At 63.6% G+C, this 22,859-nt stretch carries 16 protein-coding genes; 12 read left to right on the forward strand and 4 right to left on the reverse strand.

Annotated features, from left to right (window positions below; translation table 11 throughout):
* Nucleotides 1-14 precede the first annotated feature (14 nt).
* The 8 genes from ACOZKU_RS01730 (at nucleotide 15) to ACOZKU_RS01765 (ending at nucleotide 8,930) form a co-directional block, all read left to right on the forward strand.
* Nucleotides 15-1,172, forward strand: coding sequence for an aminodeoxychorismate synthase component I (locus ACOZKU_RS01730; protein WP_421577395.1), 1,158 nt, complete (start codon nucleotides 15-17; stop codon nucleotides 1,170-1,172).
* On the forward strand, nucleotides 1,157-1,816 hold the full coding sequence (locus tag ACOZKU_RS01735) for an aminotransferase class IV family protein (RefSeq protein ID WP_421577396.1): 660 nt from the start codon (nucleotides 1,157-1,159) through the stop codon (nucleotides 1,814-1,816). Before ACOZKU_RS01730 ends, ACOZKU_RS01735 begins: the two co-directional genes overlap by 16 nt.
* A gap of 131 nt (nucleotides 1,817-1,947) precedes the next feature.
* The gene (locus ACOZKU_RS01740) at nucleotides 1,948-3,399 is read left to right on the forward strand and encodes a homospermidine synthase (protein WP_244762428.1); all 1,452 of its coding nucleotides are present in this window, start codon (nucleotides 1,948-1,950) and stop codon (nucleotides 3,397-3,399) included.
* A gap of 170 nt (nucleotides 3,400-3,569) precedes the next feature.
* Complete coding sequence (omp10, locus tag ACOZKU_RS01745; RefSeq protein ID WP_117370549.1) at nucleotides 3,570-3,941, forward strand: outer membrane lipoprotein Omp10; 372 nt, start codon at nucleotides 3,570-3,572, stop codon at nucleotides 3,939-3,941.
* Between the two features lie 212 nt (nucleotides 3,942-4,153).
* Entirely contained in the window at nucleotides 4,154-6,148 is a 1,995-nt protein-coding gene (locus ACOZKU_RS01750; RefSeq protein WP_421577397.1) for a 5'-nucleotidase C-terminal domain-containing protein, read from the forward strand.
* A gap of 152 nt (nucleotides 6,149-6,300) precedes the next feature.
* Nucleotides 6,301-7,332, forward strand: coding sequence for a ferrochelatase (gene hemH / locus ACOZKU_RS01755; RefSeq protein ID WP_421577398.1), 1,032 nt, complete (start codon nucleotides 6,301-6,303; stop codon nucleotides 7,330-7,332).
* A 100-nt stretch (nucleotides 7,333-7,432) separates the two neighbouring features.
* Nucleotides 7,433-8,473 carry an SPFH domain-containing protein gene (locus ACOZKU_RS01760; protein ID WP_421577399.1) on the forward strand — a complete coding sequence of 347 codons (1,041 nt, stop codon included), beginning with the start codon at nucleotides 7,433-7,435 and terminating at the stop codon, nucleotides 8,471-8,473.
* A 1-nt stretch (nucleotide 8,474) separates the two neighbouring features.
* Entirely contained in the window at nucleotides 8,475-8,930 is a 456-nt protein-coding gene (locus ACOZKU_RS01765) for an NfeD family protein (RefSeq protein ID WP_421577400.1), read from the forward strand.
* A 6-nt stretch (nucleotides 8,931-8,936) separates the two neighbouring features.
* On the opposite strand, the gene ACOZKU_RS01770 is transcribed toward ACOZKU_RS01765, so the two are convergent.
* Nucleotides 8,937-9,932: a KpsF/GutQ family sugar-phosphate isomerase gene (locus ACOZKU_RS01770; protein WP_421577401.1), complete on the reverse strand. Its 996-nt coding sequence runs from the start codon at nucleotides 9,930-9,932 to the stop codon at nucleotides 8,937-8,939.
* A 166-nt stretch (nucleotides 9,933-10,098) separates the two neighbouring features.
* On the opposite strand from ACOZKU_RS01770, the gene ACOZKU_RS01775 reads away from it, so the two are divergent.
* Nucleotides 10,099-11,574 (forward strand): outer membrane beta-barrel protein, encoded by a 1,476-nt coding sequence (locus tag ACOZKU_RS01775; RefSeq protein WP_421577402.1) that lies wholly within the window; start codon nucleotides 10,099-10,101, stop codon nucleotides 11,572-11,574.
* On the opposite strand, the gene galU is transcribed toward ACOZKU_RS01775, so the two are convergent.
* On the reverse strand, nucleotides 11,575-12,462 hold the full coding sequence (gene galU, locus ACOZKU_RS01780) for a UTP--glucose-1-phosphate uridylyltransferase GalU (protein ID WP_314086378.1): 888 nt from the start codon (nucleotides 12,460-12,462) through the stop codon (nucleotides 11,575-11,577). It abuts the gene before it with no gap.
* Between the two features lie 199 nt (nucleotides 12,463-12,661).
* Between galU and ACOZKU_RS01785 the strand changes: the two genes are divergently transcribed.
* Both ACOZKU_RS01785 and ACOZKU_RS01790 read left to right on the forward strand, forming a co-directional pair.
* Nucleotides 12,662-13,882 carry a lytic murein transglycosylase gene (locus ACOZKU_RS01785; protein WP_421577403.1) on the forward strand — a complete coding sequence of 407 codons (1,221 nt, stop codon included), beginning with the start codon at nucleotides 12,662-12,664 and terminating at the stop codon, nucleotides 13,880-13,882.
* A gap of 132 nt (nucleotides 13,883-14,014) precedes the next feature.
* Nucleotides 14,015-15,166, forward strand: a complete 1,152-nt coding sequence (locus tag ACOZKU_RS01790) for a DUF459 domain-containing protein (RefSeq protein ID WP_421577404.1) — start codon at nucleotides 14,015-14,017, stop codon at nucleotides 15,164-15,166.
* Between the two features lie 42 nt (nucleotides 15,167-15,208).
* On the opposite strand, the gene ACOZKU_RS01795 is transcribed toward ACOZKU_RS01790, so the two are convergent.
* Nucleotides 15,209-16,666: a glutamate synthase subunit beta gene (locus ACOZKU_RS01795; protein ID WP_421577405.1), complete on the reverse strand. Its 1,458-nt coding sequence runs from the start codon at nucleotides 16,664-16,666 to the stop codon at nucleotides 15,209-15,211.
* A 136-nt stretch (nucleotides 16,667-16,802) separates the two neighbouring features.
* Nucleotides 16,803-21,527, reverse strand: a complete 4,725-nt coding sequence (gene gltB / locus ACOZKU_RS01800) for a glutamate synthase large subunit (protein WP_421577406.1) — start codon at nucleotides 21,525-21,527, stop codon at nucleotides 16,803-16,805.
* Nucleotides 21,528-22,043: 516 nt separating this feature from the next.
* Between gltB and ACOZKU_RS01805 the strand changes: the two genes are divergently transcribed.
* Nucleotides 22,044-22,859, forward strand: an 816-nt coding sequence (locus ACOZKU_RS01805) for a threonine aldolase family protein (protein WP_421577407.1), incomplete at its 3' end; no start/stop codon positions are given.

Raw genomic sequence — 22,859 nt, forward strand, 5'->3', positions numbered from 1 at the left:
AGCCGGACAGCAGCATGACCGATCGCGAACGCTTTGTGCTCCTCAGGGACGACCGCGAGGACCGGACGGTGGTTTTCGCCGATCCGCTCGCCGTCGTCACCGTGCGCGATCGCGCCGGCTTCGAGGCCGCCTTCACGGCGCTCCAGAAGGCGCATGAGGAAGGCCACTGGATCGCCGGCTTCATGAGCTATGAGGCCGGCCATCTCTTCGAGGAGAAGCTGGCCGGCTTTGCCGAAGAAAACCGCCCGACACCGCTGATGAGCTTCGGCATTTTCGAAAAGCCGGCCGACGACCATCCGCTGGCAAGGCCGCGCCAGCGCACGGAAAACGAACCGTTCCTTACCGAGCCGAAAGCGCACTGGGATTTCGAGACCTATCGCAGCCGCTTCGAGCGCCTGCACCGGCACCTGCGCGAGGGCGACTGCTACCAGGCGAACCTCACCATGCCGATCCGCGCCCGCTGGAGCGGCGATCCGCTCGCCGCCTTCTGGTCGCTGATCGAGCGCCAGCCGGTGCGCTACGGCGCCTTCGTCTCGCTCGACGGGCCGCTGCTGCTCTCCCGTTCGCCAGAACTCTTCTTCGATATCGACGGGGACGGCTGGATCGAGACGCATCCGATGAAGGGCACCGCGCCGCGCGGGGCGAATGCCGCCGAGGATGCGGACATTATCGCCGCAATGCAGGCCGATCCGAAGTCGCAGGCGGAAAACCGCATGATCGTCGATCTGCTGCGCAACGATATCTCGCGCATCTCGGAGGTCGGCACGCTGCATGTGCCCAAACTCTTCGCCGTCGAGACCTATCCGACGGTGCACCAGATGGTGAGCCATGTGCGGGCAAAGCTGCTGCCCGACATCTCCATCCGCGATATCTTCGCCGCCCTCTTCCCCTGCGGCTCGATTACCGGCGCGCCGAAGATGAGCGCCATGAAGATATTGCACGATCTGGAGGACGGCCCGCGCGACGCCTATTGCGGCGCCATCGGCATGATCGCGCCCGACGGCACCATGCGCTTCAACGTCGCCATCCGCACCATCTCGATCTTCGAGGACGGCAACGCCGTCTTCAATGTCGGCGGCGGCATCGTCTTCGATTCCACCGCCGAGGCGGAATATGAGGAGTGCCTGCTGAAGGCGCGCTTTGCCGTGGGGGACCAATGGATCTCTCGCTGATCGAGACCCTGCGCTGGCAACCCGGCACCGGCTTCGTGCGGCTCGAGCGGCACCTGGCGCGGCTTGCCCGCTCGGCAGACGCCCTCGGAATGGCTGGAGCCGAGAAGGCAAAGGATGCCTTGTTCGCGGCGCTACCGCCCTCTGCCCTGCACGCACACCCTCTCCGCATCCGTCTCGAACTGTTCGCCGACGGCCGGATCGAAATCCAGACCGCCGCCTTCACCCCTCTCACGCCCGATACCGCATGGCGTCTGAAAATCGCCGAAACACGCCTTGCCTCGACCGACCCGCTGCTGCGTCATAAGACCTCCCGCCGCGCACTTTATGCCAAGGCGCGTGCGGAATTCCCGGCAAGCGAAGCCGACGAGGTGATTCTGCTCAACGAACGCGGCGAACTCTGCGAAGGCACGATCACCACGCTCTTCCTTGATGACGGTTCCGGCATCCTGAAAACCCCGCCGCTCGCCGCCGGTCTGCTGGCCGGCGTGCTGCGTGCGGAACTGCTGGAACGCGGGAAAGCCGTCGAGGCCGTGCTGCGGCCGGATGACCTGTCGAAGGGCCAAATCTTCGTCGGCAATTCGCTGCGCGGGCTCATCAGAGCCACGCTTTCCAAAGTCGAAATGCCGGGCATTAACGCCGGTTAACAATATCACGGCAGAAAACCGCACATTCCCTTTATTGTGACAGAAATCTGTGCTCTAGCGCTGCCATTATGCTATGGGGCGCGTCAAAGCCCCGATTTTTAGCGCAAAGCGGCCGTCCGCAGGAGACCCAAATGGCAGACAGCACCTATCCGGTACATGGCGAAATCACCGGCCCGATCGTGATGATCGGCTTCGGTTCGATCGGACGCGGCACCCTGCCGCTCATCGAGCGCCACTTCAAGTATGACCGGAACCGGCTGATCGTCATCGAGCCGCGCGAAGACGCCGCCGACGCCGAAATCTATGCCCGCCATGGCGTGCGCCACATCAAGGCCCATGTCACCAAGGACAACTACAAGGAGCTGCTGAAGCCGCTCCTCACCGAAGGCGAAGGCCAGGGCTTCTGCGTCAACCTGTCGGTCGATACCGGCTCCGTCGACCTGATGAAGCTGTGCCGCAAGCTCGACGTTCTCTATATCGATACGGTCGTCGAGCCCTGGCTCGGCTTCTATTTCGACAAGGACATGAAGAACGCCGACCGCACGAACTATGCGCTGCGCGAAACGCTGCGCAAGGAGAAGGAAAAGAACCCGGGCGGCACGACGGCGGTTTCGACCTGCGGCGCCAATCCCGGCATGGTTTCCTGGTTCGTCAAGCAGGCGCTCCTGAACCTTGCCAACGATCTCGACATCAAATTCGAAGAGCCCGCGCAGGACGACCGCGAAGGCTGGGCGAAGCTGATGAAGAAGGTCGGCGTCAAGGGCATCCATATCGCCGAGCGCGACACGCAGCGCACCAAGAACCCGAAGCCGTTCAACACCTTCTGGAACACCTGGTCGGTCGAGGGCTTCATCTCGGAAGGCCTGCAGCCGGCCGAACTCGGCTGGGGCACCCATGAAGAATGGATGCCGAAGAACGCCAAGAAGCACAAGAAGGGCTGCAAAGCGGCGATCTATCTCGAGCAGCCCGGCGCCAACACGCGCGTGCGCTCCTGGTGCCCGACGCCCGGCCCGCAATACGGCTTCCTTGTCACCCACAACGAGTCGATCTCGATTGCCGACTTCTTCACGGTGCGCGACAAGGACGGCCACGTCACTTTCCGTCCGACCTGCCACTATGCCTATCACCCGGCCAACGACGCGGTGATCTCGCTGCACGAGATGTTCGGCAATGGCGGCAACCAGCAGCCGGTCCTGCACGTTCTCGACGAGAACGAACTGGTCGATGGCGTCGACGAACTCGGCGTGCTGCTCTACGGCCACGACAAGAACGCCTACTGGTACGGCTCGCGCCTGTCGCTGGAAGAAACCCGCCGCATCGCCCCCTACCAGAACGCGACCGGCCTGCAGGTGACGTCGGCCGTGCTCGCCGGCATGGTCTGGGCGCTGGAAAACCCGAAGGCCGGTATCGTCGAGGCCGACGAGGTCGATTACAAGCGCTGCCTGGAAGTGCAGACGCCCTATCTCGGCCCGGTCGAAGGCCACTACACCGACTGGACCCCGCTCGACGGCCGTCCGGGCCTCTTCCCGGAAGACCTCGACACGAAGGATCCGTGGCAATTCAAGAACATCCTCGTTCGCTGAACCGGCCCACAAAACCAAATGCCAGACGCCCGCGGCCAAACCGCGGACGTCTTCGCTTTCAATGGGATAATGCCCGTTCGCTACCATGCGTATCTTGCTTTCGCAGGCTCTTCACGGCATGGTTTGCCGAATTGGACGGGCGGTTCGCCGCCGTGACCCTGGAGAACCCTATGAAGCCGATCACAGTCCTCAGCCTGCTGACCGCCGCCGTTGCCCTTTCCGCCTGCCAGAGCGAACGCGCACCGCGCGAGCTGCCGCCGATCCAGCAGCCGCAGCAGACCGGCGTCGAGGGCGCCTGGGTCGATCCGAACGGCATCGTCTCCACGTTCCAGGCCGGCACCTTCTCGACGCGCACGACCGATACAAACCAGCTCCTGGCATCCGGCACCTATGTGAAATCGTCCCCCACGCTGGTCGAGATCAACATGACCTCGCTGGTGCGCAACACGCAGTCCAAGGTCAATTGCGCGCTTATCAGCCAGCGCCAGCTGAACTGCACGACCGCGGAAGGCGCGCAGTTCTCGCTCGCCCGCCGCACGTAACGTCAGGCAGAGATCGAACGAAAGGGCCGCGAGGCCCTTTTTTCGTTTCGGCTGATAAGCTCGCCCGATTTCGCTTCGCCCTCTTTTCTCTTGAAGTTGCCGCCGAGCGGTGAAAACATCCTCTCGGCCGGCCGTGCCGTTTCCGCTCCAAGGCGAAACGGACGGCCCCTGCCGCGCTCTCCAGCGCCGGCACAAACCAGGAGATGAGGACCATGACGATTTTCCGATCCGGCTTTCTCGCCGCCTCCATCATCGCGCTCTCCAGCGGCTCGGCGCTCGCCGATTACGAGCTGAACATCCTGCACATCAACGACCTGCATTCGCGCATCGAGGCGATCAACAAGTTCGATTCGACCTGCTCGGCCGAGGAGGAAGGCAAGGGCGAATGCTTCGGCGGCGTGGCGCGCCTGAAGGCTGCGATCGACGCCCAGCGCCAGGCGCTGTCGGGCAAGAACGTGCTGCTCCTCAATGCCGGCGACAATTTCCAGGGCTCGCTCTTCTACACGACCTACAAGGGTGCGGCCGAAGCGGAATTCCTCAATCTCATGAAGTTCGATGCCATGACCGTCGGCAACCATGAATTCGACGACAGCGAGGACGGCCTTGCCGCCTTCCTCGACAAGGTGCAGTTCCCCGTCGTTACCGCCAATGTCGCCGCCGGCGCAGGTTCGAAGCTCGGTGACCGTATCAAACCCTTCATCGTGCTCGATCAGGGCGGCCAGAAGATCGGCATCGTCGGCGCGGTCGCCAATGATACGGCGGAACTCTCCTCGCCCGGCCCGAACGTGCTGATCGGCGACGACGTCGCCGATATCACCGCCGCCATCGGCGAGCTGAAAAAGCAGGGCGTCAACAAGATCATCGCGCTCACCCATGTCGGCTATCCCCGCGATCTCGCGGCGATCGCCAAGATCCCCGACGTCGACGTGGTGGTCGGCGGCCATACCAACACGTTCCTGTCCAACACCTCGGACAAGGCGGAAGGCCCCTATCCGACGCTGGTCGACAATCCCGGCGGCTACAAGGTACCGGTCGTGCAGGCCGGCGCCTATACGAAATATCTCGGCGACCTGAAGGTCGTCTTCGACGACGCCGGCGTGGTGAAGGAAGCCTCCGGCGAGCCGATCCTGATCGATTCCAAGATCAAGCCGGACGAAGCCGTGCTCGCCCGCATCAAGGAACTCTCCGGCCCGATCGAGGAGCTGAAGAACAAGATCGTCGCCGAAAGTTCAGCCCCGATCGACGGTTCGCGCGAAACCTGCCGCGCCGCCGAATGCGCCATGGGCAACCTCGTGACGGACGCCATCCTCGACCGCACCAAGGATCAGGGCATCACCATCGCCATCACTAATGGCGGCGGCCTGCGCGCCTCCATCGACGGCGGCCCGGTTTCGATGGGCGAGGTGATTTCCGTCCTGCCCTTCCAGAACACCGTCGCGACCTTCCAGCTCAAGGGCTCCGACCTCGTCGCCGCGCTTGAAAACGGCCTCAGCCAGATCGAGGAAGGCGCCGGCCGCTTTCCGCAGGTCTCCGGCCTGAAATACGCCTTCGACAAATCGAAGCCGGCCGGCAGCCGCGTCGTCTCCGTCGAGGTGAAGGAGGGCGATGCCTTCGTGCCGCTCGATCCGGCCAAGACCTACGGCGTCGTCTCGAACAACTATATGCGCTCGGGCGGCGACGGTTACTCGGTCTTCGCGAAATCCGGGCAGAACGCCTATGATTTCGGCCCGAACCTCGAACTGGTCGTCGCCGATTATCTGGCCGCGCACCAGCCCTACAAGCCCTATACGGATGGTCGTATCACCGAGGTTGCCGCATCGGCACCCGCGACGGCCGACGCCGCGACCGGCACCGAGGCAAAGCCCGCGGCTTCCACGGACACCGCCGCAAAGTCGGCCGAGGGCACGGCGACCTCGGGTGAGGCCACGTCCACCACGACGACGGCAACCGAGACGAAGCCGGCCACCACGACCGACACTGCCGTGACGTCGACGGAAGGCGCCGCGACGACTACGACCAACACGTCCGCCTCCAGCGCCGCCATGGCCGGCGGCAAGCATGTTATCGCCCGGGGCGATACGCTGTGGGATCTCGCCAAGGCCGCCTATGGCGATGGCACGCTGTGGCGCAAGATCGCGGAGGCCAACGGCAATCCGCGTCCGCGCGCGCTGCATGTCGGCAAAGAACTGTCCATCCCGCCGAAATAGGCCCGAGCGAAATAAGGACGATTTGTCTCCACTCTTTCTGCCGGTCCGGGCTTTCCCGGACCGGCATTTCTTTTTAGAACCATTCCGAACCGGACGGCCCTCCGCCGCGTAGAAGAACACTGACCGAAACCCCGCACGCACAGGACCGAAACATGCAGGACATCACCGCCAAGCCCGCCAGCCATCCGCCCGTCAAACACGGCAAGGTCGGCGTCCTGCTCGTCAATCTCGGCACGCCCGACGGCACCGACACCACCTCCATGCGCCGCTACCTGAAGGAATTCCTGACGGACAAGCGCGTCATCGAATGGCCGAGGATCGCCTGGTATCCGATCCTGTTCGGCATCGTGCTCAACACCCGGCCCGGCAAGGTGGGCAAGGCCTATGAGACGATCTGGAACAAGGACAGGAACGAAAGTTACCTGCGCACCTATACCCGCAGCCAGGCGGAACTGATGGCGGCATCGCTTGCCGAACACAGCCACATCGTCGTCGACTGGGCCATGCGCTACGGACAGCCGTCGATCGCCTCGCGCATGGAGTATCTCCAGAAGCAGGGCTGCGAACGCATCCTCGTCTTCCCGCTCTATCCGCAATATGCGGCAGCGACGACCGCAACCGTCAATGACAAAGCCTTCGAATTCCTGCTCAAGCAGCGTTGGCAGCCGGCGCTGCGCACCGTGCCGCCGTATCACGACGACCCGACCTATATCGACGCGCTCGCCGTCTCGATCGAAAAGCACTTGGCGACGCTCGACTGGGAGCCGGAGCGCGTGCTGACCTCCTTCCACGGCATTCCCAAAAGCTATTTCGACAAGGGCGACCCCTATTACTGCCAGTGCCAGAAGACCGCGCGCCTCTTGCGCGAACGGCTCGGCTGGTCTGAGGAGAAGCTGATGGTCACCTTCCAGTCCCGCTTCGGGCCGGAAGAATGGCTGCAGCCCTATACGGACAAGACCGTCGAAAAGCTTGCGCAGGACGGCATCAAGCGCATCGCGGTGCTCAATCCCGGCTTCGTCTCCGATTGCCTGGAAACGCTGGAAGAGATCGCCGAGCAGGCGGCCGAAAGCTTCCTGCACCATGGCGGCGAGAAATTCGCCCACATCCCCTGTCTGAACGATTCTGCTGAAGGCATGGCTGTTCTGGAGAAAGTCGTGCGGCGCGAGCTTTCCGGCTGGATCTGATCCAGGATAAATCCGCCTCTCCTCCAAATAGACTGGCGTCGCGAGCCGTATTCCTTAAAAGTGGCTTGCACCGCATCGCTATCTGTTGGGAAGAAGGAATATGGAATTGGCCGGACTGGATATCGTTGTCATCGCGCTCGTGCTCTTCGTCATCGTGACGTTGTTTGCCGGCATCAAGACGGTCCCGCAGGGCTATCAATATACGGTCGAGCGGTTCGGCCGCTATACGCGCACGCTGGAGCCCGGCCTCAACTTCATCACGCCCTATGTCAATCGCATCGGCGCCAAGTTGAACGTGATGGAGCAGGTGCTCGATATCCCGCAGCAGGAAGTCATCACCCGCGACAATGCCAGCGTCGCCTCCGACGCCGTCGCCTTCTACCAGATCCTCAATGCCGCCCAGGCCGCCTACCAGGTCGCCAATCTGCAGCACGCCATCATCAACCTCACCATGACCAATATCCGCTCGGTCATGGGCTCGATGGATCTCGACGAGCTCCTGTCCAACCGCGACAAGATCAACGACCAGCTGCTGCGCGTCGTCGATGAAGCCGCCCATCCGTGGGGGGTGAAGATCACCCGCGTCGAGATCAAGGACATCGCGCCGCCGAAGGATCTCGTCGATTCGATGGCCCGCCAGATGAAGGCCGAGCGCGAGAAGCGCGCGCAGGTGCTGGAAGCCGAAGGTTCGCGCAACGCGCAGATCCTCCGCGCCGAAGGTGCCAAGCAGTCCGCCATCCTCGAGGCCGAAGGCACGCGTGAGGCCGCCTTCCGCGACGCCGAGGCGCGCGAACGTCTCGCCGAGGCCGAAGCCAAGGCGACGAAGATGGTTTCGGAAGCCATCGCCGCCGGCAATGTGCAGGCCATCAATTACTTCGTCGCGCAGAAATACACGGAGGCGATGGCCGCTATCGGCAAGGCGAACAATTCCAAGATCGTGCTGATGCCGATGGAAGCCTCCTCGCTGATCGGCTCGCTCGGCGGCATCGGCGCCATCGCGCGCGAAGTCTTCGGCAGTGACGGCTCTGCCGCCCAGCCGGTCAACACGCCGCGCGCCCGCCAGACGACGCCGGCGACGACCACGACCGCCTCGACGCCCGCCTTCCGCAATCCGTTCGACACGACGCCGCAGGGAACGTGACATGATCCAGCGCATCGTCACGGAACTCGGCCCCTGGGCCTGGTGGGTTCTGGGGATCGTCCTTCTCATCCTCGAAGTGCTGATGCCCGGTGTCTTCCTGGTCTGGATCGGCATCGCGGCGATCGTCACCGGCGCGCTTTCGCTGCTGCTTTGGGAAGCCGGTTTCTGGACGTGGCACGTTCAGTGGCTGGTTTTTGCCGCGCTGTCTCTGGCGTCCCTGTTCATCGGCCGCCGGATCGTCAGCACCCGCCTGGCCTCCGACCAGCCGCACCTGAACCAGCGCGGCCAGAGCCTCGTCGGCCGCACGGCGACGCTGGAGCAGCCGATCGCCGAAGGGCGCGGCCGCATCCGTCTGGATGATACGATGTGGAGCGTCGAGGGACCGGACCTGCCAGTCGGCGCGCGCGTGCGCGTCACGGCCAGCAATGGCCGCGATCTCACCGTCGAACAAGTCTGACGGCGATCAGGCGACGCCGATCCTGAGCAGGTCGTGGAAATGCACGACGCCGACCGGGCGGAAGGTCTCGTCGGTAACGATCAGCGCCGAAATGTTGTGCTGGTTGAGCAGGCCGAGCGCCGCCGTCGCCAGCGTGGCCGGCTTCACGGTCTTCGGATTGCGCGTCATGATGGCGTCGACGTCGAGTTCGGCGAGGTTGCGCGTCAGATTACGGGCGATGTCGCCGTCCGTGACGATGCCGACGAGGATGCCTTCGTCGTTGATGACGCCGACGCAGCCATAGCGCTTCTGTGCCAGCGTCATGATGGCGTCGGGCATCGACGTGCCGAGCGCCACGAGCGGCATGTTCTCGCCGCTGTGCATGATATCGCCGACATGCGAGAGGCTCGCGCCCAGCTTGCCGCCGGGATGGAAGGTCTTGAAATCGGTCGCGGTGAAACCGCGCGCCTCGAGCAGCGCGACGGCAAGCGCATCGCCGAGCGCCAGCTGCATCAGCGTCGAGGTGGTCGGCGCCAGACCGTGCGGGCAGGCTTCCTGCTCCTTCGGCAAGAGCAGCAGCGTATCGGCTTCGCGCGCCAGAGCGGAGCGTTCGCCCGAGGTGATGGCGATCAGCGGGATCTGGAAGCGGCGCGAATAGTTGATGATGCCCTGTAGCTCGGCGCTTTCGCCACTCCAGGACAGAGCGAGAATGACATCGTCGCGCGCGATCATGCCGAGATCGCCGTGATTGGCTTCAACGGGATGCACGAAGAAGGAGGGCGTACCCGTCGAGGCGAAGGTCGCCGCGATCTTCGCGCCGATATGGCCCGACTTGCCAATGCCGGTGACGACAACGCGTCCGCTGATATCGCCGATCAGGCGCACAGCCTCCGAAAATGCGTCGTAGAGCCCGCCCCGCAGCGCAGCCGAAAGAGCAACGAGCCCGGCCTTTTCCGTCTCGACGGTCCGAATTGCGGAGGCGATAGCGCCGTCGCCGTCAACTTTTGCCTGTCTTTTGATCATGCGGCCTCGTTAGACCCTTTGCCCGACCTTGTCCATGCACGAATGAAGGCAAGCCGTTACGGCTGGTGAATCCGCTCCTATCAACCAAGCGTTAACCACGACGGTTTACGTTCGCTTAGGAAATTCGGAAAGATCGCAGGCCGCAATCATGGCAGAGGCAAACAGAATGGATCGCGGGGCACGCCTGTCCCGCCCGTCACGGCGTCTGGCCGGGCTTCTGCTCGCCGGGACGATGCTTGCGACGCCCGCCCTTGCCCAGGATACGACCGGCAGCGACACCACAGCCTTTGGTCAACCTCTGCGAACGCAGACAGACGCCACCAGCCAAACCGCGGCGACGACCGGGACGGACACGGCGACCGGCACGACCACGCCCGCTCTTTCCGCCGATCAGCAGACTGCTGTCGCCGACGAGGACGTGACCGGTGCGATCCGCCGCACGGCTCCGGACTCCGAACGATTGAACTTGGCGGAGGGATCGATCGACGATCTGCGCAGACGCGCGGCCGACGACCCGTATGAGCCGACCGGTATCCGGCTCGGCACCTTCGTGCTGAAACCGTCCCTAACGCAGGGCCTCGGCTATGAGCGCAACCGCTCCGGCAACACATCGACGAGCCGTACCTTCTCGCAGACCGGCATCCGGGGCTCGCTGACCTCGGACTGGTCCCGCCACCAGCTGACCATCGATGCCGAGGGCATTTACCAGCGCAATCTCAGCGGCACAGGGGAAACCGAACCGCAGGTTCGCATCGATGGCGACCTCCGGCTCGATCTCAGTGACGACACGATCGCCAACATTACCGGCGGCTATGCGTTCGAGCGCGAAAGCTCGAACGATCCCAATGCCGTCGACGGTGCGAGTGTTCAGTCCGGCCTGCAGACGCTGACCGGCGGTGTGCGCGTCACGCGCGATTTCGGCCTGATTCGCGGCACGCTCGGCACCGAGATCCAACGCCGCACCTATGGTTCAGCGACGCTCAGCGACGGCAGCAAGCTCGATCTCTCCGATCGCAACTATACCGAAGCCACGGTGACGGGCCGTATCGGCTACGAAATTTCGCCTGCTCTCATTCCCTATCTCGAAGCGTCCGTCGGACGCTCGTTCTATGACGACAAGGCCGATTCGCTCGGCTACCGACGCTCCGCCACGACGCTTGGCGGCCGGGCCGGGGTGGAAGTCGATCTTGGGGAAAAACTGCGTGGCGATCTCGGCATCGGTTACGAACAGGCCTCGTTCGACGACGATCGCCTGGATGCGATCCGGGCGCTGACGGTCGACGGTTCTGTCTTCTGGTCTCCGCAGCGCGGCACGGATCTCAGGCTTGGCCTGCAGACACAGATCGAACCGTCCACGGCTGGCGGCCAGAGCGGCTATGTCAGCTATGCTGCCAATGCCGAACTGACGCACGAACTGCGCGACAACCTCGTGGCCCGCCTGAGCGCCGCTTATACGTGGCGCAACCTCCCGGAAGCGCTCGGTCCCGACCAGAACATCTATCTGGTCGGCACGGGTCTGACCTGGAACATCAACCGCTGGCTGGCGATGACCGGCGATGTCTCTTACGAGCTGACGCGCCAGGCGCGCGCGTCCGACACCGGCGTCACGCGCGCCGGCATCGGGCTGACACTTCGCCGCTGATTATTTCAGGCCGGCGACGAGCTCTCGCAGCGGGCCTTCCACCGACGGGCGGATATCGGCGCGCGCCAGTGCGAAGGCGATGTTGGCGAGGATGAAGCCATCCTTGGCGCCACAGTCGTAGGTCTCGCCGCGGAAATGGTAGGCGGCGAATTGCTGGTCGTTGGCAAGCTTCACCATGGCGTCCGTCAGCTGGATCTCGTTGCCTGCACCGCGCTCCTGATTGGCGAGGATCGGGAAGATTTCCGGCTGGAGAATGTAGCGGCCGTTGATGAAGAAGTTGGAGGGCGCTGTGCCCGGAGCCGGCTTCTCGACCATCTTGGTGATGGCGAAACCGTCGCCCACCTTCTCGCCGACGCCGACGATGCCGTATTTGTGCGCCTGGTCGGGCGCGCATTCCTCGACCGCGATGACATTGGCATTGCTGTGCTCAAAGAGCTCGACCATGCCCTTGAGGCAGCCTTTTTCACCCTTCATGATCATATCGGGCAGGAGCAATGCGAACGGCTCGTTGCCGACCAGCTCGCGGGCGCACCAGACGGCGTGGCCAAGCCCGAGCGGCTCCTGTTGGCGGGTGAAGCTCGTCGAGCCGGCAACCGGCAGAATGCTTTCGAGCAGCGTCAGCTCGGCGGTCTTGTTGCGCTGGCGCAGCGTCTGCTCCAGCTCGACCTGGATGTCGAAATAGTCCTCGATAACGGCCTTGGAGCGGCCGGTGACGAAGATGAGGTGTTCGATGCCGGCGTCCAGCGCCTCGTCGACGACGTACTGGATGACCGGCTTGTCCACGACGGTCAGCATCTCCTTCGGCACGGCCTTGGTGGCGGGAAGGAAGCGCGTGCCGAGACCGGCCACTGGAAACACTGCTTTGCGTACCTTACGTGTCTGCGACATTCATCACCTCATTACGCCCATGGCCCTCATGACCGGGTCTGTTTGTGCCGAATAGAATCGAATTACTATTTTTTTGCGAAGAGAGACGAGACAAAAGTTTGATGGTAAAGAATTTGTTGACTTCGTTTTTATAAGTTTTGCGTTCAGCCGATGGTTCCGCGCCATCGTACCGAAATTTGAGAAACGGACACGACAGCCGATGACACAGAATCTGAAGACCGTTCTGCGCCGATCTGCGCTTACCCTGCTCCTGTCGGCCGGGCTTTTCGCCCAGGCGACGGCCGCCCGCGCCGACGCCCGCTTCCAGAAATGGATCGCCGACTTCTACCAGACGGCATCGGATGCCGGCATCAGCAAGTCGACCTACCAGCGCGCCTTTTCCGGCGTGAAGACCCCCGATCCGGAAGTCCTGGAAAAGGCCGCCTACCAGCCGGAATTCAAGCACACGATCTGGGATTATCTCGATTCGCGCGTCAATCCCTATACGGTGCGCATCGGCCAGGAAATGGCCGCCAAGCATGGCCGCACGCTCGCCGCGCTGGAGCGCCATTTCGGCGTTGACCGCAATATCCTGCTCGCCATCTGGTCGATGGAATCGAACTACGGCGCCGTTCTGAAAAAGGACGACCGGCTGCACTATGTGCCGCGGGCGCTGGCGACGCTTGCCTATGCCGACAAGAAGCGCTCGAAATATGCTCGCACGCAGCTGATCGCGGCACTGAAGATCATCCAGCGCGGCGATATCGATGCGGGTGACATGACGGGCTCCTGGGCCGGCGCCATGGGCCATACCCAGTTCATCCCGACGAGCTACCTGCTCTATGCGATCGACGCCGACGGCAACGGTCACCGCGATATCTGGAACTCCGTACCGGACGCGCTGGCGACAGCGGCCAATCTCCTGGCCAAGAACGGCTGGCAGGCGGGCAAGACCTGGGGTTACGAAATCGTCGTGCCCGCTGGCGGCAGCAAATATTCCGGCCAGACAAAGACGCTTGCCCAATGGGCCAAACTCGGTTTCCTGCGCCCGAACGGCAGCGGCTTCAAGAACGGCGCCGACCGCGCGGAACTGAAGCTGCCGGCAAACGGCGGCCCGGGCTTCCTGATGACCAAGAACTTCTTCGTCATCAAGCGCTACAATGCCTCGGACTCCTACGCCATGGGCGTCGGCATGCTGGCCGACCAGATCGCCGGCTACGGCGGCGTCAAGCAGCGCTGGCCGCGCCCGGACGGCACACTCGACATGACGGAGAAGTTCGAGCTGCAGACGCGCCTCAAGGAACTTGGCTATTATGAAGGCGAAGTCGACGGCAATTTCGGCTCCGGTTCCAAGGCCGCGATCCAGGCGTTCCAGAGCCGCATGGGCATGGATGCCGACGGCGAGCCGAGCCAGAAGCTGCTGAAGGTTCTGCGCCGATAATTCCGGCAAGCCGAAATCGGGGCGCTTCGGCGCCCCTTTTCATTTCCGGTGCTTCCTTCTGCCGTCGGCTTTTGCCATCATGCCGCCACCGCGCTTCGGCAGGATCGCGGTGCAGACGAAAGAGTTTTCGCGATGAGCATGACGACGATCCGGATTGTGCGCCTCGGCCTCGCCTTTGCCCTTGTGGCAAGCATGGTGACGCCGGTCGTGCCGGCTAGCGCCCAGGAGCGCGTTCAGCGCAAATCGATCCTCCAGCTGCTTTTCGGCACGCCGAAGCGCGAGGTTATCGAGCCCGAGCCCGAGCCCGAGATCAGGAAGCCACGCACCGTCAACCGCAAGAAGAAGCAGCCGGCCGCCGTGGCGACGACGCCGGAGCCCGCAGCCATCGAAAAGGCACCGGACGCCAAGGTCGTGCTGGTCGTTGGGGATTTTATCGCCGGCAGTGTGGGCGAAGGCCTGATCGCGGCCTTCGAGGCGACACCCGGCATCGTGGTCGAACGCCGCACGAACGGCTCCTCCGGTATCGTGCGCGAGGACTATTACGACTGGCCCACAGCGCTGCCGGGCCTCCTTTCCGAAACGAAGCCCGCGCTCGTCGTCGTCAGCATGGGCGCAAATGACCGCCAGTCGATGACCGTCGCCGGCCAGAAGGAGAAGTTCCGCTCGGAGGCCTGGACGAAGGAGTACGAAGCACGCGTTGACCGCATCGCAGGTCTCGTGCGCAAGGACGGCAAGCCGTTACTGTGGATCGGCATGCCGGCCTTCCAGTCCTCCGCCCAGACCGCCGACATGACGACGCTGAACAACCTCTACCGCGCCGGCGTGGAAAAGGCAGGCGGCGAGTTCATCGATATCTGGGACGGTTTCGTCGACGAGAACGGCAAGTTCGTCACGTCGGGCTCTGATATCAACGGCCAGCAGGTGCGCCTGCGCGGCTCCGACGGCATCAACTTCACAAAGGCCGGCAAGCGCAAGCTCGCCTTCTATGCCGAAAAGGAAATCCGCCGCGTGCTCGGCGATGCCGCCAGCGCCATCAGCCAGCAGGGCGATCTCAAGGATCTCATCGTCGCGACGCCCGCGACCGAAGACACGGAAATCACCAAAACCCAGCCCATCGGCCTTGCCGATCCGGCACTGGACAGCGGGACGGCGCTGCTCGGTGGCACCGCCATCAAGGGCAATGGCAAGAGCCTGCGCGAAAAACTGGTCGAAAAGGGCGAGATTGCGGATGCGCCGCTCGGGCGGGTCGATGATTTCCAGCTGAAAAAGACAGCGACACCCTGAGCCCCAAACCCCTACCCGTATAGGGAGGGATTTGGGATTTTTTTACCGCGGCAGCGTGGTCGCGCCCATCAGGGCCTCGTCGATGGCACGGGCGGCCTGCCGGCCTTCGCGGATCGCCCAGACGACGAGCGACTGGCCGCGGCGCACATCGCCCGCCGTCCAGAGCTTTTCGACCGAGGTCTTGTAGTCGCGATCGTTGGCGATGACGTTGGACGAACCACGCTTGTCGGTATTAATCGCAAGCTTGTCGCCGAGGTCCTTCAGCACGCTGTCGGTGAAAGGACCGCGGAAGCCGATGGCGATGAAGGCGAGATCGGCCTTGATGATGAACTCCGTGCCGGCAATCGGCTTGCGGCGCTCATCCACCTGGCAGCACTTCACGCCGGTCAGAACACCGTCTTCATCACCGACGAATTCGAGCGTGCCGACCTGGAATTCACGCACCGCACCTTCGGCCTGCGAGGAGGAGGTGCGCATCTTCGTCGCCCAGAACGGCCAGACGGCGAGCTTGTCTTCCTTTTCCGGCGGCTGCGGGCGGATGTCGAGCTGCGTGACCTTCACCGCGCCCTGGCGGAACGCCGTGCCGACGCAATCCGAAGCCGTATCGCCGCCACCGACGACGACGATGTGCTTGCCGCCGGCGACGATCGGCTCGGACGGCCAGCCGACGCTGTCGATGCTCTCGCGACCGACGCGGCGGTTCTGCTGTACGAGATAGGGCATGGCATCATGCACGCCGGCGAAATCGACGCCGGGAATGCCGGCATCGCGCGGGGTTTCCGAGCCGCCGCAATAGAGCACGGCATCGTGCTCGGCGAGCATCTCGTCCATCGGCTTGTCGACGCCGACATTGACGCCGTAGTGGAAGGTCACGCCTTCGCCGCGCATCTGGTCGACGCGGCGGTCGATGAAGTTCTTCTCCATCTTGAAGTCCGGGATGCCGTAGCGCAGCAGGCCGCCGGCCTTGGATTCGCGCTCGTAGAGATGGACCTCGTGGCCAGCGCGGGCAAGCTGCTGGGCAGCGGCCATGCCGGCGGGACCGGAACCGATGACGGCAACCTTCTTGCCGGTCTTCACCGTCGCCGGCTGCGGCACGATATAGCCCATCTCATAGGCCTTGTCGGCGATCGCCTGCTCGACGGTCTTGATGGAAACAGGCGCATCCTCGAGGTTCAGCGTGCAGGCCTCCTCGCAGGGTGCGGGGCAGACGCGGCCGGTGAACTCCGGGAAGTTGTTGGTCGAATGCAGGTTGCGGATCGCCTCTTCCCAGTTGCCGTTATAGACGAGGTCGTTCCAGTCCGGGATCTGGTTATGCACGGGACACCCGGTCGGGCCGTGGCAATAGGGAATGCCGCAGTCCATGCAGCGTGCGGCCTGCTTCTGGACCTCGGGGTCCGACATCGGGATGGTGAATTCGCGGAAATGGCGGATGCGGTCGGAGGCCGGCTGATACTTCGCCACCTGCCGGTCGATTTCCATGAAACCAGTAACCTTGCCCACGTCAATAATCCTTGCTCAAGACGGTGCCCTGCGGCCCGGACCGGTGCGCAGCTCCGCTGTCGCGCCGGCTAAGATGAATTCGATCCGGATGCCGCTTCCCGCGCAGCCGGTCAGTGAAGGGAGATGGACGCCGCGCCTATTCGGCCGCGATCCCCATCCTCATGCGCTCCATCTCTTCGAGCGCGCGGCGGTACTCGACCGGCATCACCTTGCGGAATTTCGGACGATACTCGGCCCATTGGTCGAGGATCTCCTTGGCCCGCGGCGAGCCCGTATAGTGCAGGTGGTTCGAGACCAGCTGGTAGAGCCGCTCCTCGTCATGGCGCGTCATGTCGTCGGACACGTCGACCATGCCCTTATGCATGAGGTCGCCACCATGGTGGTGCAGCTTCTCCAGCATATCGTCCTCTTCCGGCACCGGCTCAAGTTCGACCATCGCCATGTTGCAGCGGCGGGCGAAATCGCCGGCCTCGTCGAGCACATAGGCAACGCCGCCCGACATGCCGGCCGCGAAGTTGCGGCCGGTCTGGCCGATGACGACGACGACGCCGCCCGTCATGTATTCGCAGCCGTGGTCGCCCACGCCCTCGACGACGGCGACGGCACCGGAGTTGCGCACGGCGAAACGCTCGCCCGCGACACCGTTGAAGTAGCATTCGCCCGAAATCGCACCGTAGAGCACCGTATTGCCGACGATGATCGATTCATGCGGCACCGCGCGGTTGCCTTCCGGCGGACGCACGACGATGCGGCCACCCGACAGGCCCTTGCCGACATAGTCGTTGCCCGCGCCCACCAGATCGAAGGTGATGCCGCGCGCCAGGAACGCGCCGAAGGACTGGCCGGCCGTACCGTGCAGCTTCACGGAGATCGTGTCGTCCTTCAGACCCTTGAAGCCGTAGCGTTTGGCGACCTCGCCCGACAGCATCGCGCCGGCCGAACGGTCGACGTTCTTGATGTCGACCTCGAAGGCGACGGGCGTCTTCTCTTCGAGCGCGGGCTTGGCCTGCTCGATCATCTTGCGGTCGAGAACGTCCTGGATCGGGTGGTTCTGGCGCTCGGTCCAGTAGGTCGCTTCCTTCGGCGCATCGACCTTATGGAAGATGCGGGAGAAGTCGAGGCCATTGGCCTTCCAGTGCGAGATCATCGCCTCTTTCTCGAGCAGTTCCGAGGCGCCGATGATCTCGTTCAGCGAGCGGACGCCGAGCGAGGCCAGGATTTCGCGCACCTCTTCGGCAACGAAGAAGAAGTAGTTGATGACATGCTCGGGCGTGCCCTTGAAGCGCTTGCGCAGAACCGGGTCCTGCGTCGCGACGCCGACCGGACAGGTGTTGAGGTGGCACTTGCGCATCATGATGCAGCCGGCCGCAATGAGCGGCGCGGTGGCGAAGCCGAACTCGTCGGCACCGAGCAGCGCGCCGATGACGACGTCGCGGCCGGTCTTCAGGCCGCCGTCGACCTGAAGGGCGACACGCGAGCGCAGCTTGTTCAGCACCAGCGTCTGATGCGTTTCCGCAAGGCCGATCTCCCAGGGGGAGCCGGCGTGCTTCAGCGAGGTGAGCGGCGACGCACCCGTGCCGCCGTCGAAGCCGGCGATCGTGATATGGTCCGCACGCGCCTTGGCGACACCGGCGGCAACCGTGCCGACGCCGACTTCCGAGACGAGCTTGACCGAAATATCGGCCTGCGGGTTGACGTTCTTCAGATCGTAGATCAGCTGCGCCAGGTCTTCGATCGAATAGATGTCATGGTGCGGCGGCGGCGAGATGAGGCCGACGCCCGGGGTGGAGTGACGGGTCTTGGCGACCGTGGCATCTACTTTGTGGCCGGGCAGCTGGCCGCCTTCGCCGGGCTTGGCGCCCTGCGCGACCTTGATCTGCAGCATGTCCGCGTTGACGAGGTATTCGGTGGTCACACCGAAGCGGCCCGACGCGACCTGCTTGATCGCCGACCGTTCGGGGTTTGAAGACCCATCCGGCAGCGGCAGGTAACGGTCGGCTTCCTCGCCGCCCTCGCCGGTGTTCGACTTGCCGCCGATCCGGTTCATGGCGACGGCGAGCGTCGTGTGCGCCTCGCGGGAAATCGAGCCGAAGGACATGGCACCCGTCGAGAAGCGCTTGACGATATCGACCGCCGGCTCGACCTCGTCAATGCTAACAGGCTTGCGGCCGGCCGCGTCCGCGCCCTTGATCGAGAACAGGCCGCGGATCGTGTTCATGCGCAGCGACGAGGCGTTCACCAGTTCGGCGAATTCCTTGTAGCGGTCCGCCGCGTTGCCGCGAACGGCGTGCTGTAGCGAGGCGATGACGTCGGGCGTCCAGGCGTGCTCTTCGCCACGCATGCGGTAGGCATATTCGCCACCGATATCGAGCGTGTTGGCAAGCAGCGGATCGCGGCCGAAGGCAGCCTTGTGGCGGTTGAAGGTCTCCTGGGCGATCGCCTCGAGACCGATGCCCTCGATGGTCGTCGCCGTGCCGAAGAAGAACTTGTCGACCAGCTCGGACGACAGGCCGATGGCGTCGAAGATCTGCGCGCCGCAATAGGACTGGTAGGTCGAGATGCCCATCTTGGACATGACCTTCAGGATGCCCTTACCGATCGCCTTGATGTAGCGATAGACGATTTCCTCCGCGTCCACTTCCTTCGGGAACTCGCCGCGCTTGTGCATGTCGGTGAGCGTATCGAAGGCGAGATAGGGGTTGATCGCTTCGGCGCCGTAGCCGGCGAGCAGGCAGAAGTGATGCACTTCGCGCGGCTCGCCGGTCTCGACGACGAGGCCCACCGAGGTGCGCAGGCCCTTGCGGATCAGGTGGTGGTGCACGGCGGCGGTCGCCAGCAGCGCCGGGATCGCCACGCGGTCCGGACCGATCTGGCGGTCGGAGAGCACGATGATGTTGTAACCGCTACCGACGGCCTGCTCGGCGCGCTCGCAGAGGCGGTCGAGCATTTCCGGCATACTTTCGGCGCCACGCGAGACGTCATAGGTGAAGTCGAGTGTCTTGGTGTCGAACAGGTCCTCGACATGGCCGATCGAGCGGATCTTCTCGAGGTCGCCATTGGTCAGGATCGGCTGGCGCACTTCCATGCGCTTGGCCTTGGCCGCACCGCCGTGATCGAGGATGTTCGGGCGCGGGCCGATGAAGGAGACGAGGCTCATGACCAGTTCCTCGCGGATCGGGTCGATGGGCGGGTTCGTCACCTGCGCGAAGTTCTGCTTGAAATAGGTGTAGAGCAGCTTGGTCTTGTCGGACATGGCCGAGATCGGCGTGTCCGTACCCATGGAGCCGATCGCCTCCTGCCCGGTGGTCGCCATCGGCGACATCAGGAGCCTGGTGTCTTCCTGGGTGTAGCCGAAGGCCTGCTGGCGGTCGCGCAGCGAGACGTCGCGGCGCAGCGCCCGCGGCTCGACCGGTCCGAGGTCTTCCAGGATGATCTGGGTGTTGTCGAGCCAGTCGCGATAGGGGTGCTTGGCGGCGAGCGAAGACTTCACCTCCTCGTCGGAGATGATGCGGCCTTCCTCCATGTCGATGAGCAGCATCTTGCCCGGCTGCAGGCGCCACTTCTTGATGATGCTCTCTTCCTTGACCGGCAGGGTGCCGGCTTCGGAGGCGAGAATGACGCGGTCGTCATCGGTGACGAGATAGCGGGCCGGGCGCAGGCCGTTGCGGTCGAGCGTCGCGCCGATCTGGCGGCCATCCGTGAAGGCGACGGCGGCCGGACCATCCCACGGCTCCATCAGGGCGGCGTGGTATTCGTAGAACGCCTTGCGCTCGGGGCTCATCAGCTGGTTGCCGGCCCAGGCTTCCGGGATCAACATCATCACGGCATGGGCCATGGAATAACCGCCGCGCACGAGGAATTCGAGCGCGTTGTCGAAACAGGCGGTATCCGACTGGCCCTCGTAGGAGATCGGCCAGAGCTTGGTGATGTCTTCGCCGAACAGCGGCGAGGAGACGGAGGCCTGACGGGCCGCCATCCAGTTGACGTTGCCGCGCAGCGTGTTGATTTCGCCGTTATGGGCGACCATGCGGTAGGGGTGCGCCAGCTTCCACGACGGGAAGGTGTTGGTCGAGAAGCGCTGGTGCACGAGGGCGACAGCGGACTCGAAGCGCGGATCGGCGAGGTCCTTATAATAGGCGCCGACCTGGTAAGCGAGGAACATGCCCTTGTAGACGATGGTCGTCGAGGAGAGCGAGACGGGGTAGAAGTTGCTCTCTTCGCCCTCGTATTCGTCGTAGATGCGGTTGGAGATCACCTTGCGCAGGGTGAAGAGGCGGCGCTCGAACTCGCCGTTCGTCGCGGCATCGCGTCCGGCGCCGACGAAGACCTGGACGTGACGCGGCTCGGTGGCGGCGATCTCGGGCGCCTTGGACAGCGAGGAATTGTCGACCGGCACGTCCCGGAAGCCGATGAGCACCTGCCCCTCTTCGGCGACGACATCCCCGATGACCTTCTTGAAATAATCGACGAGCGTCTCGTCCTGCGGCATGAAGATGTGGCCGACGGCGTATTCGCCCGCCTTCGGCAGGGTGATGCCCTGCTTTGCCATCTCCTCGCGGAAGAAGCGGTCCGGAATTTGCACAAGGATGCCTGCACCGTCACCCATCAGCGGATCTGCGCCGACGGCGCCGCGATGCGTCAGGTTCTCGAGCATGAAAAGCCCGTCCTTGACGATCTGGTGCGACTTCTTGCCTTTCAGATGCGCCACGAAACCGACGCCGCAGGCATCGTGCTCGTTGCGCGGATCGTAGAGTCCCTGTTTTTTCGGCAGGCCCGGAGCGGAAGCGCGCGTTTTGGCGCCCGTCGCAGTCGTCTGCGCCCGGGTCTGCCGCAAATCACATGCTTGGGTCTTCTCCATCATCGTCATCCCTCCTGTGGGGCCCGCATCTTGCGGACATTCGTTTTCGCCCGTGTGACTGCCGCCTGCCTTTCGGCAGGCCCGGTCACCGAGCGCATTCTTCCTGAGCCTGATCAACCAAACCGACGGCCGACCAGATAAAGATCATCGGACCATTCCGACCTTGAACGTTGCGGAGCATGCTCCCGTCCCGGTCGCTTCCGGCGCATCCGCATCGCTGCAAAAAGGGCGCCGCTTCGGTCTTTTGACCGAAATAGGACAGGAGCCCTGTCCTATTTCACGAGTCCTATGCCAGAAACCTCCCGCCGCCACAAGACCATCATGCCAAATAAACACCACCTCATGAAGAAAAATTGCCCGGTTTTTCGCAAGCTTGAAATTTAATTACAACTTGAACACAAAAATTTTCCGGAAATTTCAATATTTGGCAAAGTGCACTTTTCGCCCTGTGACGCCGATTGATCGCCGGTGTTTCTGCATTATGGTCGCCGAAGACCTCAAATTCGCATGGGAAATCGCATGTTTTTCGCTTCCGACAACTGGGCAGGCGCCCATCCCGACATCGCAAAGAGCCTCGTGGAAGCCTCCGGCGGCTTCGCCTCCGCCTATGGCACCAGCGATCTCGACAAGCGTGTGGAAAAAGCCTTTTGCGAGATTTTCGAGCGCGATGTCGCCGTCTTCTTCGTCGGAACGGGTACGGCAGCCAACTCACTGGCGCTGGCAAGCTTCAACCGGCCGGGCGGGCAGGTCTTCTGCCACCGCGAGGCGCATGTGAATGTCGACGAATGCAATGCGCCGGAGTTTTTCGCGGCCGGCAGCAAACTGGTGCCGATCGACGGCGCCGCCGGAAAAATCGCGCCGGAAGCACTTGCCGCCGCCATCGGCCGCTTCCCTCCGAACTTCGTGCATGGCGGTCAGCCGATGGCCGTCACCATCACCCAGGCCACCGAAGCCGGCACCGCGTGTACGCTGGATGAGATCGCGGCGATTTCCGAAGTCGTGAAGCAAACCGGCCTGCCGCTCCATATGGATGGCGCGCGCTTCGCCAATGCCCTTGTCCATCTCGGCGCGACGCCGGCGGAGATGACCTGGAAGCGCGGCGTCGACATCCTCTCCTTCGGTGGCACCAAGAACGGCTGCTGGTGCGCCGAGGCGCTCGTGCTCTTCGACACGTCCAAGGCGCAGCAGATGCATTTCCTGCGCAAGCGCTCCGCCCAGCTCTTCTCGAAATCCCGCTTCATCGCCGCGCAGTTCGACGCCTATTTCCGCGACGGTCTGTGGCTCGATCTCGCCCGCCATTCCAACGGCATGGCCGCCCGCCTTGCCGCCGGCTTC

This window comes from Shinella sp. M31 (assembly GCF_049199205.1).
In the GTDB taxonomy this organism is placed as follows: Bacteria; Pseudomonadota; Alphaproteobacteria; order Rhizobiales; family Rhizobiaceae; genus Shinella.